Genomic DNA, 16,499 nt, shown 5'->3' with positions numbered 1-16,499 from the left:
GCTGCGCCTCACTTCACCGGCGGGAAATCCACATCGGTATCGTTGATGCGGTTGAAGGTGTTGGTGAAGGTGATCAAAGAGATGGCCAGGGCGATATCGGCCAGTTGCGCTTCGGTATAGCCGGCGGCGCGAATGGCATCGAATTCCGCGGCGGGCAGGGTGCCGCTGGTCTGCTTGATCAGTCGGACGAAACGCAGCAGCGCGTCGCGCTTGGCGTCGCCGGTGGGCTCACCCGCGCGGATCTGGCGCAGCGTCTCCGGTGCGAAACCGGCCAGCTTGCCCAGCATCGAGTGCGCCGCGACACAGTAATCGCAACCGGTCAGTTCGCTCATCAGCAGCTTGATGGTTTCCAGGTCCTTGCGGTTCAGGCTGCCGCCGCTCAACGCGCCTTCGGCGTTCAGGTAGGCCGACAGCGAACGCGGCGCCAGGTAGCCCAACGTCGCGAACAGGTTGGGGATGCTGCCGCCGGCGGCTTTCTTGACTTGGGCATAGACCTCGGCGGTGGCGCCGGTTGCGGACTCGATGGCGGGGATGGCGATGCGGCTCATGGTGTAACTCCTTGGGAAGACGTTGTGTGGTTAGGAGTCCTCACTTTAGGCGCATGCATTGATCTTGCCGAGTCTATGAATGCTCAATAAAATGCTCATTAGGATCACGATGACGATAACGGGGTTTCCATGTCCGGTTCGCTCGACTGGCTTAGCAGGTTGCTTGAAATGATCGAGGTCACCGGCCAGCTGGAGATCCGCTGTGCCTACGGCGAGCCCTGGCGCATCGCATTCGGGCATGCCGCCGCCCGCGAGATCCCGTATCACGTGGTGTTGCATGGCGTGGCCATCCTGGAGGATCCGGAAGACGAAACGGTGCGCGAGCTTGGCGCTGGCGACATCATCATGCTGCCTCACGGGTCGGCGCATATCCTGCACGACGGCAGCGGCCGCGCACCCATTGCGTCCTACCAGAAGCACGCCGGCAGCCTGACCCTCAGCGAAAATGGCCGCGACGCCGGCATGCTGGATATGCTGTGCGGCCGCTTTTTCATCGCGCCGCCTCACGATCGCCTGATCCAGGGCTACCTGCCGACCAAAGTGGTGGTGCGCGCCACCGATATGGATGGAACCGCCGGCGCGGACCAGCCCTCCGCGCAACTGGCGGCACTCGTTCGCCTGATGCGCGGGGAGACCGCCGGCGATACCCTGGGCGGGCGGGCCATGTTGAATGCCCTGTCCTCCGCCTTGTTCACGCTTACGCTGCGGGTGGCGAGCCATTCGGAGGAAGCGCCGAAAGGCTTGCTGGCGCTGGCCGGCCATCCCCGCCTCGCGCCCGCCTTATCGGCGATCTTCAACGACCCGGCCCGGCAGTGGACGCTGCCGGAACTGGCCGAAAAGTGCAGCATGTCACGCGCGACGTTCATGCGGCACTTCCAGGAGCGGCTGGGGCGTTCCGCCTACGATCTGTTGACCGACGTCCGCATGAGCCTGGCGTCCAATGAACTGAAGCGGCCATCGGCCACCACGGAATCGGTGGCGGAAGCCGTGGGGTATCAGTCCGTGGCGGCTTTCCGGCGCGGATTCACGCAGTGGATGGGGATGACGCCCGGCGAATGGCGCCGCCTGTCGCGCGCGCGCACGACCGCGGAAGAATCCGCCGCGCCGGAGGACTGAACCTCAGGCTTCGGCGGGCCCGAGCGACGCGACGGCGGCGCGGACCATGCCATGCAGCAGCGCGGGCTCCGGACGCGATCGCGCCAGCACGCGCAAGCCCAGTTGCACGCCCAGCAGCATGCGGGCCAGGTCTGCCGCGGGCTGCGCCCGCGTGATCGTGCCATCGTCCTGCCCGGCCCGCACGCAGTGGAGAAAAAACGCTTCTATGCGTCGCAGCACCGTCGCCACCAGCGTGCGCAATTCGGGGTCGCGCGGGGCCATCTCCAGCGCGGCGTTCACCAGCATGCAGCCCTTGTGGCCGGGGTCCTTCAGCGAGCGTTCGATCAGTTCGGCGAAAAAGCCGGAGATCGCCGCCAGCGGCTTGCGGGATTCCAGGCGGCCGATACGGTCGGCGATGCTGATTTCGACGTAGCGCTCCAGCGCGCGCCGGTACAGGGCGCGCTTGTCGCCGAAGGCGTTGTACAGGCTGGCACCGGTCAGGTTCATGTTTTCGGCGAGATCGCGCACCGATGTCGCCTCGTAGCCATGCTGCCAGAAGCACAGCAGCGCCTGGTCCAGCGCCTGCTGTTCGTCGAATTCCCGTGGGCGGCCCATGGATCGCATCCCCGCGCCGGCGTGGCGCTTTTATTGTCGTTGACGATTTTAGAACGATTGATTTAAAACACAAACCCGCCCCGTCGATACAGAAGGACCTTCGTCCCATGATCCGCTTCTATTTCCATCCCACGCCCAACCCGGCCAAGGTTGCCCTTATGCTCGAAGAAACCGGGCTGCGCTATGAGGTCGTCCCGGTCGATACGGCCAAAGGGCAGCAGCACGATGCGGCATTCCGCGCCATCAACCCGAACGGCAAGGTCCCGGCGATCGTCGACCCGGACGGACCGGCAGGCAAGCCGGCGACGGTATTCGATTCGAGCGCGATCCTGCTGTATCTCGCGGAAAAGACGGGAATGCTGCTCGGACAGCCCCAGGACCGGGCCGACATGCTGTCCTGGCTGTTCTTCATCGGCACAGGACTGGGGCCGTTTTCCGGGCAGGCCGTGCATTTCCAGCATGCCGCGCCCGCCGGCCTGGACTACGCGGTCAACCGCTACCGGCGCGAAGCCGAGCGGCACTATCGCGTGCTGGACGACAGGCTGGCGGGCAGGGACTTCATCGTCGGCGGCGAATACACGATCGTCGATATCTCTGCCTGGGGGTGGGTGGATCGCGCCTCTCGCGTGCTCAAGGGCGCGCAGGAGCCGCTGGCGGCCTATCCCAATATCGCGCGCTGGTTCCAGGCCATCGATGCGCGGCCCGCGGTGGCGCGGGCGCGCAAGGTGGGGGCCGAAGTGCCCTTCAAGATGGAGCGGGATGAAGAAGCCCAGCGCGCGCTGTTTCCCTCCAACTATCCCGCGCAGGCCTGACGGCCCGCCGCGCGGCCGCGTGCGGGACGGATGCGCTTTCGCGTGATCAAGTGTCCGGCGCGCCGCCAGCGCGTCGGCGCCGCGCGGCGGGGTCCATCCGCTTTACGGCCGGGCCGTCCAGGCTTGCGGCAGGCCCTCGGTCAGCGTCGCGACGAACTGGCGGGTGCGCGGGTCCGCCGCCCGGGTGAATACGCTTTCGGCGGAGGCGGCTTCGACCACGACGCCGTTCTCCAGGAAAACGACCTGCTGGGCGATGCTGGCGGCCAGGCGCAGGTCGTGCGTGGCCATCAGCATGGTCATGCCTTCGGCCGCCAGGCGGCGCAGCACGTCCACCACTTCCTTGGCCAGGCCGGGGTCCAGGGCGGATGTGGGCTCGTCGCACAGCAACACCCGTGGCGACGGCGCCAGGGCGCGGGCGATGGCGACGCGCTGTTGCTGGCCGCCGGACAGGGTAGCGGGCCAGGCATCGGCCTTGTCCCGCATCCCCACTTTTTCCAGCAGTTCGAGCGCGCGCGCGGCCGCGCGTTCGCGCGGCCAGCCTTGAACGGTGACCAGGCCTTCCATGACGTTTTCCAGCACATTGCGATGCGGGAACAGCTGGAAGTTCTGGAACACCATGCCGGTTTGCCGCCGCACCTTCTGTATCGCATCGAAGGGCGTGCGCACGCCGGGCCGGAAAGCAATATGGGCGTCGCCCAGTTCCAGTTCCCCCGATTCGGGGACTTCCAGCAGGTTCACGCAGCGCAGCAGCGTGCTCTTGCCGCTGCCCGAAGGCCCGATCAATGCCGTGACACTGCCTTCCGGCACTTCGATGCCGACGTCCTTCAGGACGTGCAGGCGGCCCAGGTGCTTGTGGATATGCGACAGGCGGATCACTGCGATGTCTCCGCGAAGACCGCGTGCCGGCCGAAACGCTTTTCCAGGCGCGCCTGGGCGGACGACAGCACGGTGCTGAAAACCAGGTAGATCAGCGCGGCTTCGGTATAGAGAATCAGCGGCTCGTATGTGACCGCGGCGATGCGCTGCGCGGCCTGGAAGATCTCCGGCACGGTCAGCACGGCAGCCAGCGAGGTGTCCTTGACCAGCGCGATGAACGAGTTGGACAAGGGCGGCACGGAGACACGCGCGGCCTGCGGCAGGATGGTCCGCCGGATCGCCTGCCAGCGCGTCATGCTGAGCGAATAGGCGGCTTCCCACTGCCCCTTGGGTATGGACTCGATCACCGCGCGGATGACCTCGGAGTTATAGGCGCCCACGTTCAGCGTGAAGCCGATCAGCGCGGCGGGCAGCGGGTCCAGCACGATGCCGACGCTGGGCAGTCCATAGAAAATGACGAACAGCTGGACCAGCAGCGGCGTGCCGCGGATCAGCCAGACATAGAAGCGCACCACCGCCACGGCGGGTGCCGGACCGAACAGGCGCACCAGCGCCACCGCGAAGGCCAGCAGCAGCCCCGCGAAAAACGAAATCAGGGTCAATGGGACCGTGAATTCCAGCCCTGCCTTGAGCAAGGGCCAGAACGAATCCGCCATCAACTGCAGCCAGGCCGGCACGATGCGTCCTTACTTTGCCGAGAGGTCCGTGCCGAAGTATTTGATGGATATCTTCTTGTAGGTGCCGTCCGCCTTGATGTCGGCCAGCGCCTTGTTGACGGCGGCGACCAGGTCGGGATTGCCCTTGCGCAGCAGCACGCCGGATTCGCTGAATTCCGCCGATTTGTCGCTGGCGACGATTTTCACCTTGGCATCGGGCCGGTGCTTCTTGAAGTCGAGGAAGGACAGGTTGTCGTTGATGGTGGCGTCCACCCGGCCCGACAGCAGCAGTTCGATGGATTCGTTGAAGCCCTGTACGGGGACCACCTCGGCGCCGTACTTCTGGGCCAGCTTGCCGAAGTTGCTGGTCAGCGTATTGGCCGACCGCTTGCCCTTCAGGTCGTCGAAGGACTTGATCGCGGTGTTGTTGTCGCGCACGATCAGCACCGCTTGCGACGCGATGTACGGGTCGGAGAAGTCGTACTTCTGCTTGCGCGCGTCGGTGATGCCGACCTGGTTGATGACCGCGTCATAGCGCTTGACGTCCAGGCCCGCGATCAGGCCGTCCCACTTGCCTTCGACGAAGTCCGCCTTCACGCCCAGGCGCTGGGCGATGGCGCGTCCGATCTCCACATCGAAGCCGGTCAGGCCCGAGGCGTCGTGATAGCTGAAAGGGGCGTAAGTGCCTTCGGTACCGATTTTGATGACGCCGGCCGATTTGATTCGTGCCAGGTCATCCTGGGCATGGGCGAGCGTCACCCCGGCAGCACTGAGCAGGCCGGCGAGCAGGACGGAAAAAATTCGCTTCATCTCGATCTCCATACACGAATCTGAAAGAGGGACGGTTAAGATTACGTCCGAGACTCTAACAGGCTGGCTATTTTTTCACAAAAAATTAAGGGACGTATCAATACGCGCCGTGGAAATGAGGCGGCGCTTCTCCGTGCATTCCACTTTGGCACGCATTCCTCGCGAGGGCCCATCATGCGCTTCCTGACTTCGTCACTGGCGGCGATCGCCGCCGTCCTGCTGCCGGTCGCCACTTTGGCCGAACCGGTGACCTACCAACTGGACCCGGATCATACGTATCCCAGCTTCGAGGCGGATCATTTCGGCGGCGCATCCATCTGGCGCGGCAAGTTCGATAAGACCGCCGGCACCGTGGTGCTGGATGCGAAGGCGGGGACCGGCACGGTGGAGGTGACCATCGACATGGCTTCCATCAACACCGGCAACGCCAAACTGGACGAACATCTGCGCGCGGAAGATTTCTTCGATGTCGCGCGCTTTCCCACCGCCACCTACAAAGGAAATCGCGTTCGCTTCGAGGCAGGCAAGCCGGTGGAAGTGGACGGGATCTTCACCCTGCATGGCGTGTCGCGGCCGCTCACGTTGAAATTGCTCTCGTTCAAGTGCTACCAGAACCCCATCCTGAAGAAGGAAGTGTGCGGGACGGAGGCGACGGCGGCGTTCGACCGTAGCGACTACGGCGTGTCGTCCGGCAAGGACTATGGCTTCTTCATGAAAACGACCTTGCATATCCAGGCCGAAGGCATCCGCCAATAGCGGCCAGGAACGCGCGGCGAACCGCCGCCGTCGCGGGGCGGCCGTCGCGTCACGCCTGCAGCGGCGCGACCCCGGCATCACGCCTGGAACTGCCGTCCGACGAATTCGATATGTTGGCGCATGGCCAGCGCGGCGTCGTCGGGCGCTTGCCGCAGGATCGCCTCGCAGATGGCTTCGTGCTGGCGCAGGCGCTCCAGCGCGCGGCGCGCGGCCAGCGCGGCATCGCGTCCGGCATCGTAGGTGTTGCGCGTGATGTGCTCGCGCAACGAGGCGATGGCGTTGGCGTAGAAGCGGCCCAGCATCATGTTGTGGGAGGCGCCGGCCAACTGGGCGTGGAAGGCGGTGTCCGCGGCTGCCTCGGCGGCCACATCGCCGTCGCGCACCGCCTTGCGCATGTTGCCGACGGTGCCGGCCAGTTCGCGGCGCTCGCGCGCGTCGGCCCGCTGCGCCGCGAAGCGCGCGGCAGCGCATTCGAACACCATGCGGAATTCCAGCGTATCGGCGCGCAGCGCGGGCTGCGCGTCCACCAGGCCCAGCCAGGGCGCGGGCGGCCAGGGTGCCGCGGCGGCGGCGGGCCTGTCGCTGGCGATGAAGACGCCGCTGCCCTGGCGGGTCTGCAGCATGCCGCGCGAGACCAGCCGCTGGATGGCCGCGCGGACGGTCGTGCGGGACACGCCGAAGCGTTGCGCCAGTTCGCGTTCCGGGGGCAGCCGTGGGCGTCCGTCCAGGCCATGTTCCAGGACGAGGCGTTCCAGCGATTGCATTGCGTGCTGCAGGGCGCTCGATGCGGGCGTGATGCGGGGCATGCCGGGATTCCTGGGGTTCGCGCGCGAGCTGAAGGCGCGTGGCGCGCCGCGGCGATTGGTCCGACCAATTTGCGCTGCTTGTGGCGATTATCCCATGATGGCTCGGCCCGCGGCGATCCGCGGCCGCTGACCAAATATCGAGGAGACCGCCTTGGATGCCCTGTCCCCCATCATTCTGCTGCATGAGCGCGACGACGTCGCGATCGCCCGCCGCGCCCTTTCGGCCGGCACCGAGCTGCCGCAGGCCGGCGGCGTGACGGTGCGCGCCGATGTGCCCCCCGCGCACAAGGTGGCGCTGCGGGCGGTGCGCGCCGGCGATCCGGTACACCGCTATGGGCAGATCATCGGCTTCGCGACGCGCGATATCGCGCCAGGCGACCACGTCCATACGCACAATGTCTCCATCGGCGAATTCGAGCGCGACTATGCCTTCGGCGAGGACGTCAGGCCCGTCGCCCCGGCCGACGCGCCGCTGACGTTCCAGGGCATACGCCGGGCCGATGGCCGCGTGGCCACCCGCAACTATATCGGCGTCATCAGTACCGTGAACTGCTCGGCGACCGTCAGCAAGCGCGTCGCGCAGCACTTCGCCGCGCCGGGCAGGCTGGATGCGTACCCGAACGTCGATGGCGTGGTGCCGCTGACGCACAGCTTCGGCTGTTGCATCGACCACAACGGCGAAGGCATACAGCAGCTGCGGCGCACCATCGGCGGTTTTGCCAAGCATGCCAATTTCGCCGGCGTGCTGGTGATCGGACTGGGCTGCGAGGCGAACCAGATGGGCGCCATGTTCATGACCGGCGGCATCGAGCCGGGCCCGATGATGGTCCCGCTGGTCATGCAGGAACTGGGCGGCACGCAGAAGACCGTGGACGCCGCCATCGCCGCCATCGAGGGCATGCTGCCCGCCGCCAACGCCGTCCGGCGCGAACCCTTGCCGCTGTCGCACCTGGTGGTGGCCTTGCAGTGCGGCGGCTCGGACGGCTATTCGGGCATCACCGCCAATCCCGCGCTGGGCGCCGCCGTGGATTTGCTGGTCCGGCATGGCGGCACGGCGATTCTTTCCGAGACACCGGAGATCTACGGCGCCGAACACCTGTTGACCCGCCGGGCGATTTCACCGGAGGTAGGGGAAAAGATCGTCGAGCGTATCCACTGGTGGGAGTCGTATGCCGAACGCGAGAAAGGCAGCATCGACAACAATCCGACCCCCGGCAACAAGGCGGGCGGCCTGACCACCATCCTGGAGAAGTCGCTGGGCGCGGTTGCCAAGAGCGGTTCGACCCCGCTGATGGGCGTATACCGCTATGCGGAACCCGTCGATACGCACGGATTGGTGTTCATGGACGCGCCCGGCTACGACCCCATGGGCGCGACCGGCCAGATCGCCAGCGGCGCGAACCTGGTGGTATTCACCACCGGCAGGGGATCCTGCTTCGGCGCCAAGCCGGCCCCGTCCATCAAGGTGGCGACCAACACCCAGATGTACCGCCGCATGATCGACGATATGGACATCAATTGCGGCGACATCATGGAAGGGGAGACCACCGTCGCGCGCAAGGGCGAGGAAATCCTCCGCGCCATCGTCGATGTGGCGTCGGGCACCCGCAGCAAAAGCGAGGCGCTGGGCGTGGGCGACGAGGAGTTCGTGCCGTGGATGATAGGCGCCCAGATGTGATCGGAATGGTCGCGGCGGGGCGCGGCGCCCGGCCTTGCCGGCTGGCGGGCGGCGCCGGACGGCCCGCCCGGTCCCGGGAGACGACGCGCCGGGTGTGAAATAATGCCGGCGCCCCATCCGCCGGGGCGCATTTCACGCCGATGACTCCGCGACTGCGCATTTCTCCCCATTCCTTTGCCTTCATCCTGTTCTGCGGCGTGCTGACGGCCTTCGCGTCGCTGTCCATCGACGTGGGGCTGCCCGCCTTCGGCGCGGTGGCCCGCGACCTGAACACGGACGCCGCCCGGGTCGCGATGAGCCTGAGCATTTTTTTCGTGGGTTTCGCCGCCGCGCCGCTGGTGTATGGGCCGCTCTCCGACCGGCTGGGCCGGCGTCCCCTGCTGCTGTTCGGCCTGGCGCTGTACGCGCTGGGTGCCGCCGGTTGCACCCTGTCCGGCTCGATCTCCACCTTCCTGGGGTGGCGGCTGGTGCAAGGCGCCGGGGCCGGCGCGGCGGGCGTCCTGGCGATCAGCCTGGTGCGCGACCACTTCGAGGGCACGCGGGTGCGCGAACTTCTCTCGCACATCGCCATCATCCGGGTCATCGCCCCCATGGTCGCGCCCTCGGTGGGCGCGGTGCTGCTGAATATCGGCAACTGGCGCTGGATCTACGCCATGATGACGATCGCCGGGTTTGCCATGCTGGCGGTGGTCTGGCTAAGCCTGGAAGAATCCGCCCCGCGCCTGCGCCATCCCAAGGCGCAGCGGCCGCCCGCCGCGCCTGTGGCCGGCGCCTATCTGGCGCTGCTGCGCAAGCCCGCGGCCCTGGGCTATATGATGATCTGCGCGCTGAAGTTCGGCAGCCATTTCGCCTATGTGACCGGCGCGTCCCTGGTACTGATGGAAGCGCTGGGCGTATCCCCGCAGGTATTCGGTCTGTTGTTCGCCATGACGGCCGCCGGCATCATGCTGGCCTCTTTCCTGAGCGGCCGCCTGGCGGGGCACGTCGCGGGCGACCGTCTTATCCGGATCGGGCTGTCGGTGGCCCTGTGTTCGGCGCTGATCATGCTCGCGATGACGCTGGCGCATGTGATCACGCCATGGAACCTGATGCCGTTCTTCATCGTGAATACCTTCTGCTATGGCCTGATCACGCCCAGCACGCAGCAAGGCGCGTTGCAGCCGCTGCGCGAAATCGCGGGCGCCGCGTCGGCCATGATGAACGCCCTCATGATGGGGATCGGTGCCTTCGCCAGCGCCATGGTCAGCCGCTTTTTCCCCAGCCTCGGGGTCGTGGCGGTGACCGGCAGCATGGCCGTCTTCTGCGCCTTGTCCCTGATGGTTTTCCTGGCGATGCGGCGCTGGGGCGCTACCTCGCTGCAACACTGACCGGCGGAGGCCCCATGCGTATCAAGCTGCGGCAGGTGGAAGGATTCCTGGCGGCGGCCGATTCACTGTCGTTTTCCCGCGCGGCGGAACGGATAGGCATGACCCAGCCGGCGTTTTCGCAGCTGATCCGCGATCTGGAGACCGCGCTGGACGTCAAGCTGTTCGATCGCAGCACCCGTCGCGTGCGCATTACCGACATCGGCATGCAGCTGCGCGAGCAGATGCGGCGCGGCCTGCTGGAAATCGACAATGCCTGCAACAATGCGCGCGCCATCACGCGCCTGAAGCAGGGGCAGCTCTCGCTGGCGGTGTTGCCGTCGCTGGCGCTGGGCCTGGTCAACCAGGCCTTGGCCCGTTTCCACGGCAGCTATCCGGAGGTCCGGCTGCGCCTGCGGGAGGCCCGCACGCCGCACATCGCCGATCTGCTGCTGAACTACGAGGTGGACCTGGCGGTCTGTTCGCGCCTGGATGCCCATGAATCGCTGGTGATGGAACACCTTTTCGACGACGAGCTGGTGGCGGTGCTGCCGCGCGGCCACGCGCTGTCGCGGCGCCGCGGGCTGCAATGGCGCGAGCTCGCCGACGAATCCCTGATCGGCCTGCAGGCGCAGGCCGACCTGATCCGCGGAGGCTTCGCGCACAACGGCATCGACAAACAGGCCGAGCACGAAGTCCTGAACACCGTGACCGCGCTAAGCATGGCGCGGGCAGGTTTCGGCGTCACCATCGTGCCTGAAATCGCCTTGCCGGAGCTGAACCTGCGCGGACTGGTGCATCGCCCCTTGCGAGGGCCACGCCCGACGCGGGAAATCTGCCTGTGCCGCCATGTGGACCATGCCTTGTCGCCAGCCGCGCAGCGCTTCCGCCAGATGCTGCGGGACACGGCGTGGCACGAGGTGCCGCCGCGCGATTCATAAGCTGTACCTATGAGTTCAAACGAAGTTGCCCGTTGCCCGGGCGGCCGGCCGCTGCTGTAATCCTTCGATCGACGCCTCGCCCAGGGGCGCGCGAGGAGACGCTTTCATGAATACCCGTATCGCCGCCCTGTTGCGCGCGGCATTGTGCATGGTCTTCCTGGCCTGCGGTGCCGCCGCGCAGGCCGCCGGCTATCCCGATCAGCCCATACACGTCATCGTGCCTTTCCCGCCCGGCGCCGGCGTGGATATCGTCACCCGGCTGGTCGCCGCCAGGCTCTCCACGTCCCTGGGACAGCAGCTGATCGTCGAAAACCGCTCCGGCGCGGGCGGCAACGTGGGGGCGGCCACGGTGGCGCGCGCCGCGCCGGACGGCTACACCCTGCTGGCCGCGCCATCGTCCATCGCCGTCAGCCAGTCGCTGTACACCAATCTGCCTTTCCGGGTGGAGAAGGATTTCCGCGCGATCGGGATGATGGCGTCCGTGCCCTTCCTGCTGGTCGTCAATACCAAGGTGCCCGTCACCACCGTGGCCCAGCTGACCGCGCTGGCCAAGAGCAAGCCCAACAGCCTGACCTTTGCATCCACGGGCAACGGCAGCTCGCCGCACCTGACCGCCGAGATGTATGCGCACGAAGCCGGGGTCGAGCTGCGTCACGTGCCTTACCGCGGCACCGCGCCGGCGATGACCGACCTGATGTCGGGCGAGGTGGACATGATGTTCGCCAATGCCCTCTCGGTGCTGCCGCAGGTCAAGACCGGCCGCCTGCGCGCGCTGGCGATCACCAGCGCGCGGCCCGACCCCGATCTGCCCGGCGTGCCGACGATGCAGGCGGCCGGCGTCGCGGGATTCGATACCGGGACGTGGTTCTCGCTGCTGGCGCCTGCCGGTACGCCCGACGACGTGGTCGTCAAGCTGAACGGCGCGCTTAACGCGGTGCTGGCATCGCCGGAGGTACGGCAGGCGCTGCGCCAGCAGGGGGCCGCCGTGCAGTCCGGCACGCCGGCGCAGGCGGATGCTTTCATTCACGCCGAGACCGGCAAGTTCGCCAAAATCATCCAGGCGGCGAACATCCACATCGATTGACCATGACCACTTCTCCGCTTTCTCCCAGCCAACAGGAAGTCACGCGCATCCTCGCCCGCTATCTGGCTGCCTCGCGCTACGAGGACCTGCCCGCCGAGGTGGTGCACGAGGCCTCGCGTGGCCTGCTCAACTGGTACGGCTGCGCGCTGGGCGCGGCGCGTCACGCCACCGTGCAGGCAGCGCTGGACGCGTATCGCCCGTTTTTCGGCGCGCCCCAGGCGCAGGTCGTGGGCCGGCCGGACCGCGCCGATATCCTGCATGCGGCGCTGCTGAACGGCATCAGCTCGCATGTGCTGGACTTCGACGATACGCACTATCGCGCGGTGCATCCCAGCGCGCCGGTGCTGCCGGCCGTGCTGGCGCTGTGCGAATGGCGAAAGTTCAGCGGCCGCGACCTGGTGCATGCCTATGCGCTGGGCGTGGAGGCGGAAATCCGCATCGGCCTGTCGGTGTTTCCTGAACACTACGACCGCGGCTGGCATATCACCGGCACGGCGGGCGTGTTCGGTGCGGCGGCGGCGGCAGGCAAGCTGCTGGATCTGGACGAGGAGCGCATGGCATGGGCGCTGGGCATTGCCGCCACGCAATCCGCCGGCCTGCGCGAGATGTTCGGCAGCATGTGCAAAAGCCTGCATCCGGGCAAGGCGGCGCAGAACGGACTGGGCGCGGCGCTGCTGGCCCGCCAGGGCTATACCAGCTCGACGCGCGCGCTGGAGGCCAGGCGCGGTTTCGGCCATGTCATGTCCGACCGCTTCGACCCCGACGTCATCACCGGCAACCTGGGCGGGCAGTACGAGTTGATGCGCAATATGTACAAGCCGTTCGCCTGCGGCCTGGTCCAGCATGCGGTCATCGATGCCTGCCTGCAACTGCGCAAGGAATATGCGCTGCAGCCGTCGCAGATCGAAGCCGTGCATGCCACCGTGGGGCCCCTGGTACTGGAGCTGACCGCCAAGACCGAGCCGGCCACCGGGCTGGAAGGCAAGTTCAGCGTGTACCACGCCCTGGCGGCAGCGCTGGTGTACGGCGCCGCCGGCGAAGCGCAGTTCAGTACGCAATCCGTGCTGGATCCGCGGGTAATCGCTTTGCGCAAGCGGGTGACGACGACGCTGGATCCCCATATGCGCAAGCTGGAAGGCCGCGTGCGCATCGTGCTGAAGGACGGGCGCGAGCTGGACCGGCACGTGCCCGAAGCGCTGGGCACGCTGGCGCGGCCCATGACCGACGCCGATCTCGAGGACAAGTTCCACGGCCTGGCCGCGGAGGTGATGCAACGCGAACAGGCGCAACGCCTGGCGGATGCGTGCTGGCAAGTGGCCGGGCTGGCCGATGCCGGCGAGCTCGCGCGCCTGGGCGCGACTGCCTGACCCGGCACGTGCCTTAGCCTGCTTTCAACTCCAGGGTATCGATCAGGGTGTCGATGCGGCGTTCCAGTTCGGGTGTCGCGGGGACCATGGGCAGGCGGTGCTCGTTGCGTTCCAGCAGGCCCAGCCGCTTCATCAGGTATTTCAGCGGGATCGGGTTAGTGTCCCAGAAGATCATTTTCATCAGCTCGAACAACTTGTAGTGCAGTTCGCGCGCGGCTTCCAGACGTCCGGCGCGGACCAGATCGCACAGCTGGGCGACCTCGCGTGGGGCCACGTTGGCCACGGCATTCATGGTGCCGCCCGCGCCCAGGCACATCATCGGAAAGGTAAATTCCTCCAGCCCGACAAAGACGCGGAACTCCGGGCCGAAGCGGTGCAGCATTTCCGTCACGAAGGAGTGATCGTCCACGGCGTGCTTGATACCGACGAAATGCGGCAGCGCCTGCGCGATGTCTTCCAGCGTCCGCAGGTCGGTCTTGAAGGCCGTGCGTCCGGGGATGTGATACATCATCAGCGGGATGTCGACGCGCTGGCCGATATCGATGAAATAGGCCGCCACGCCGCGTTGCGGCGGCCGCACATAGTAGGGCGTCACCAGCAATAGCGCGTCCGCGCCGGCCCTGGCGGCATGTTCGCTCAGGGCCACGCTTTCCGCATGCGACTGCGACCCGGTGGCGGCGACCACCTGCAGGCGTCCGCGCGCCGCTTCCACCGCGACGCTGACCGCCTGGTTGCGTTCCTGCACCGTCAGCGTCGAGGGCTCGGATGTCGTGCCGTTGATGAGGACGCCGTGCGTCCCGTTCCTGGCCTGGAAATCGATCAGGGCGGCCAGCCGGTCGTAATCCACCTTGCCATCCCGGAAAGGCGTCACGATGGGGGGAATGGACCCGCGCAGGGTGTCCTTCTGCAGATTGATCATTCGGTGCTCCGGGCGCGTCAGGCCGCCTTGCGGTTGGTCATGAATCCTTCCTGCTTGCCCAGTACCACGGCGGGGTGGTGCAGGTCTTCCTGCCACAGCAGGGATTCCATATAGATATTCAGCGGCTGGTCCTGCACCGTCAGTTCGTACACGTAGTCATCGTACGAAGCATGGTTGTGCACCGCCCAGCCGGGCGCCGACAGCATCAGGTCGCCGGCCTTCCATTCATAGCGGTTGCCGGCCACGCTGCTGTAGCCGCTGCCCGAGAAGTAGTAATTGATGGCGGCCGACACGTGACGATGCGGACGATCGATGATCTTGGGCGGACGGATCGTCATGGTGGCGAAGAAATTCGGTGTGATGCCGTTGAAGCGTCCGGTCGCCGGGTTGTAGTACATGTACAGGCGGCGTCCGATGTATTCCTTGCCCAGTGCTTCCAGCTTGTCCAGCTGCGGCTTCACCTTGTCCCAGGCAAAGTGCAGGGGGCGCGACTCCACGGCGGTAGGGTTGATCAGCGTTTCATAGGGCATCAGCAGGCCGCCGTCGTCCGTGATGGGGAACATGCCGTAGGGGTTGCGGCGGCGCGGGTCGTCCTCGGCCGCCCTGGCCGGCGTTGCCGTTGTGCCGGCGGGCTGGGGCGCCGCCGCATCGGCGACGTAGATATCCATGAACTGCAGCAGGGGCACGTTGGAGTACGTCAGCCGCACTTGCAGGTCCTTGCCATCGTTGTAATGGCTGTAGTGCGTGTAGCTGGGGTGGTTCCACACGTCGTACTGCCTGAAGGCGATGCGCTGGCCGCCCACCTCGGTCACGCCCTGGCCTCCGATGCAGAAGTTGACTTCGGTGGCGTTGTGCCGGAACGGTTCGGTGCGTTCGCCCGGCTTGAGCACCGACAGCCGCACCTGGATTCCGGGCGCCATGCCGGGCGCGAAATCCCGCGCCGAGGGATGCACGATCAGGGATTCGCGACGGCCCGACGGCGGCATCGGCAAGGACGCCAGGCGCTGGACCTCGGCGTCGATTTCCTCTTTGGTCACGACGATGGGCGCCCATTGCGTATTGCGCGAGGCCGGGGGTTGCCCGCCACAGTCGATGAAGCTGCCGTTGACGCGGGCAAAGTCGCGATGGTATTCGCTCATGATGCGGTCTCCGTGGATATCGGTATGCGTAAAAGGGGAAGGGAAGTCAGCTCGCCCGCGGGGCCGGCGCGGCCGCGAAGAACCTGGGCTTGCTCCGTACCGGGGCCGGCATGGGGCGGCCCATGCCCTGCTGCCGCGCGCGGCGCAGCACTTCCGCGCCGAGGGCGACATCGGAAATACCCATGCCCATGGCCTTGAATACGGTCGTGTCGGCGTCGCCGGGGCGGCGCTCGCCGCGCAGAATGCGGTCGGAGAGTGTCTGCACGCCGCTCCAGTTCTCGCCGTAGCGCGTGCGAAATTCACGCGACAGCGTGCGCGCGCTGGAGGGATCGTCCACCGCCACCACGGTGGCGCGGTCGAAGACATCCTGGTGGAATTCTTCGCGGTCCGGCGCGATGGCGCCGATGGCATTCAGGTGGCTTCCGGCCGCCAGCATGCCCGCCGCCAGGAACGGTTCGCGCGCGCGCGTGGCCAGCGTGACGATGTCGGCGCCGTCGCAGGCCGCGGCCATGCTGGCGCAAGCCCGCGCGCCTACCGCGCGATCGGCGAATTCCTTTTCGATGCGGGCGGCGAATTCCTCGCGTCTGGCGGGGGTGGGGCTGTAGACACGCACCTCGTGGATATCGCGCACCGCCAGCACCGCGGCCACTTGCGACAGCGCCTGCTTGCCGGTGCCGGCCATGGCCAGCACCCGCGCGCCGGGGCGCGCCAGCCAGTCGGTAGCCAGGCCGGTCGTGCCGCCGGTACGCAGATTGCCCAGCGCGAAGGCTTCGATCACGGCGGCCAATTGGCCGTCCGCCGCATGCCACAGCAACAGCAGCGGGCAAGTGCCGCCCTCGGTATGCGCCCACGTCTTGGTGCCGACATAGTCGCCCAGGCGGGCGCCCAGCGCATGCAGATTGTTGTGGCCGAACTGGAGCATGGTCTTCGGCATGCTGGCCGCCTCGCCGCGCGCGTGCAGGCACAGGCCGCCCTCGAGCGCGGGAATGGCTTCGGCCAGCGTCAGCAGCGAGGTAACCTGCGATTCGGTGATCCAGACGGGTTCTGCGTTCAT

At 66.8% G+C, this 16,499-nt stretch carries 17 protein-coding genes; 8 read left to right on the top strand and 9 right to left on the bottom strand.

Features of this window, described 5'->3' with window-relative positions:
* Positions 1–8: 8 nt before the first annotated feature.
* Positions 9–548: a carboxymuconolactone decarboxylase family protein gene (locus CAL28_RS22505; RefSeq protein WP_094843407.1), complete on the bottom strand. Its 540-nt coding sequence runs from the start codon at positions 546–548 to the stop codon at positions 9–11.
* Positions 549–677: 129 nt separating this feature from the next.
* Between CAL28_RS22505 and CAL28_RS22500 the strand changes: the two genes are divergently transcribed.
* Positions 678–1,664 carry an AraC family transcriptional regulator gene (locus CAL28_RS22500; RefSeq protein WP_094843406.1) on the top strand — a complete coding sequence of 329 codons (987 nt, stop codon included), beginning with the start codon at positions 678–680 and terminating at the stop codon, positions 1,662–1,664.
* A gap of 3 nt (positions 1,665–1,667) precedes the next feature.
* Here the strand turns inward: CAL28_RS22500 and CAL28_RS22495 are convergent, their stop codons facing one another.
* Positions 1,668–2,258, bottom strand: a complete 591-nt coding sequence (locus CAL28_RS22495) for a TetR/AcrR family transcriptional regulator (protein WP_094843405.1) — start codon at positions 2,256–2,258, stop codon at positions 1,668–1,670.
* A 107-nt stretch (positions 2,259–2,365) separates the two neighbouring features.
* Here CAL28_RS22495 and CAL28_RS22490 point away from each other — a divergent pair, with 107 nt between their 5' ends.
* Complete coding sequence (locus CAL28_RS22490; RefSeq protein WP_094843404.1) at positions 2,366–3,070, top strand: glutathione S-transferase family protein; 705 nt, start codon at positions 2,366–2,368, stop codon at positions 3,068–3,070.
* Positions 3,071–3,172: 102 nt separating this feature from the next.
* Here the strand turns inward: CAL28_RS22490 and CAL28_RS22485 are convergent, their stop codons facing one another.
* From CAL28_RS22485 to CAL28_RS22475, 3 genes are read right to left on the bottom strand one after another with little or no spacing between them, the layout of a single operon-like run.
* On the bottom strand, positions 3,173–3,946 hold the full coding sequence (locus CAL28_RS22485) for an amino acid ABC transporter ATP-binding protein (protein WP_094843403.1): 774 nt from the start codon (positions 3,944–3,946) through the stop codon (positions 3,173–3,175).
* Complete coding sequence (locus CAL28_RS22480; RefSeq protein WP_094843402.1) at positions 3,943–4,623, bottom strand: ABC transporter permease subunit; 681 nt, start codon at positions 4,621–4,623, stop codon at positions 3,943–3,945. The genes CAL28_RS22485 and CAL28_RS22480 overlap by 4 nt, the downstream gene beginning before the upstream one ends.
* A 9-nt stretch (positions 4,624–4,632) precedes the next feature.
* Positions 4,633–5,412, bottom strand: a complete 780-nt coding sequence (locus CAL28_RS22475) for an amino acid ABC transporter substrate-binding protein (protein ID WP_176464070.1) — start codon at positions 5,410–5,412, stop codon at positions 4,633–4,635.
* A 174-nt stretch (positions 5,413–5,586) separates the two neighbouring features.
* On the opposite strand from CAL28_RS22475, the gene CAL28_RS22470 reads away from it, so the two are divergent.
* The gene (locus CAL28_RS22470) at positions 5,587–6,168 is read left to right on the top strand and encodes a YceI family protein (protein ID WP_094843400.1); all 582 of its coding nucleotides are present in this window, start codon (positions 5,587–5,589) and stop codon (positions 6,166–6,168) included.
* 77 nt (positions 6,169–6,245) lie between these two features.
* On the opposite strand, the gene CAL28_RS22465 is transcribed toward CAL28_RS22470, so the two are convergent.
* Positions 6,246–6,974 carry a FadR/GntR family transcriptional regulator gene (locus CAL28_RS22465; RefSeq protein WP_094843399.1) on the bottom strand — a complete coding sequence of 243 codons (729 nt, stop codon included), beginning with the start codon at positions 6,972–6,974 and terminating at the stop codon, positions 6,246–6,248.
* Between the two features lie 151 nt (positions 6,975–7,125).
* Between CAL28_RS22465 and CAL28_RS22460 the strand changes: the two genes are divergently transcribed.
* From CAL28_RS22460 to CAL28_RS22440, 5 genes are all read left to right on the top strand, one after another.
* Positions 7,126–8,652 carry a UxaA family hydrolase gene (locus CAL28_RS22460; protein WP_094843398.1) on the top strand — a complete coding sequence of 509 codons (1,527 nt, stop codon included), beginning with the start codon at positions 7,126–7,128 and terminating at the stop codon, positions 8,650–8,652.
* A 140-nt stretch (positions 8,653–8,792) separates the two neighbouring features.
* A complete protein-coding gene (locus CAL28_RS22455; protein ID WP_094843397.1) occupies positions 8,793–10,019 on the top strand; it encodes a multidrug effflux MFS transporter in 1,227 nt (408 codons plus the stop codon).
* Between the two features lie 14 nt (positions 10,020–10,033).
* Positions 10,034–10,936: a LysR family transcriptional regulator gene (locus tag CAL28_RS22450; protein WP_094843396.1), complete on the top strand. Its 903-nt coding sequence runs from the start codon at positions 10,034–10,036 to the stop codon at positions 10,934–10,936.
* A 106-nt stretch (positions 10,937–11,042) separates the two neighbouring features.
* Positions 11,043–12,020, top strand: coding sequence for a tripartite tricarboxylate transporter substrate binding protein (locus tag CAL28_RS22445; protein WP_094843395.1), 978 nt, complete (start codon positions 11,043–11,045; stop codon positions 12,018–12,020).
* Between the two features lie 2 nt (positions 12,021–12,022).
* Positions 12,023–13,387 carry an MmgE/PrpD family protein gene (locus CAL28_RS22440; RefSeq protein ID WP_094843394.1) on the top strand — a complete coding sequence of 455 codons (1,365 nt, stop codon included), beginning with the start codon at positions 12,023–12,025 and terminating at the stop codon, positions 13,385–13,387.
* Positions 13,388–13,400: 13 nt separating this feature from the next.
* Here CAL28_RS22440 and dapA read toward each other — a convergent pair whose 3' ends face one another.
* Genes dapA through CAL28_RS22425 form a run of 3 tightly spaced genes read right to left on the bottom strand, consistent with a single transcriptional unit; the run spans position 13,401 to position 16,499 of the window.
* Positions 13,401–14,306 carry a 4-hydroxy-tetrahydrodipicolinate synthase gene (dapA, locus tag CAL28_RS22435; RefSeq protein ID WP_094843393.1) on the bottom strand — a complete coding sequence of 302 codons (906 nt, stop codon included), beginning with the start codon at positions 14,304–14,306 and terminating at the stop codon, positions 13,401–13,403.
* Between the two features lie 17 nt (positions 14,307–14,323).
* A complete protein-coding gene (locus CAL28_RS22430) occupies positions 14,324–15,445 on the bottom strand; it encodes a cupin domain-containing protein (protein WP_094843392.1) in 1,122 nt (373 codons plus the stop codon).
* 46 nt (positions 15,446–15,491) lie between these two features.
* Positions 15,492–16,499, bottom strand: a complete 1,008-nt coding sequence (locus CAL28_RS22425; protein WP_094843391.1) for an ornithine cyclodeaminase family protein — start codon at positions 16,497–16,499, stop codon at positions 15,492–15,494.

The organism is Bordetella genomosp. 11 (genome assembly GCF_002261215.1).
In the GTDB taxonomy this organism is placed as follows: Bacteria; Pseudomonadota; Gammaproteobacteria; order Burkholderiales; family Burkholderiaceae_B; genus Bordetella_C.
Note: the sequence above shows the minus strand (reverse complement) of the source record. Positions and strands in the feature narration are given on the sequence as shown.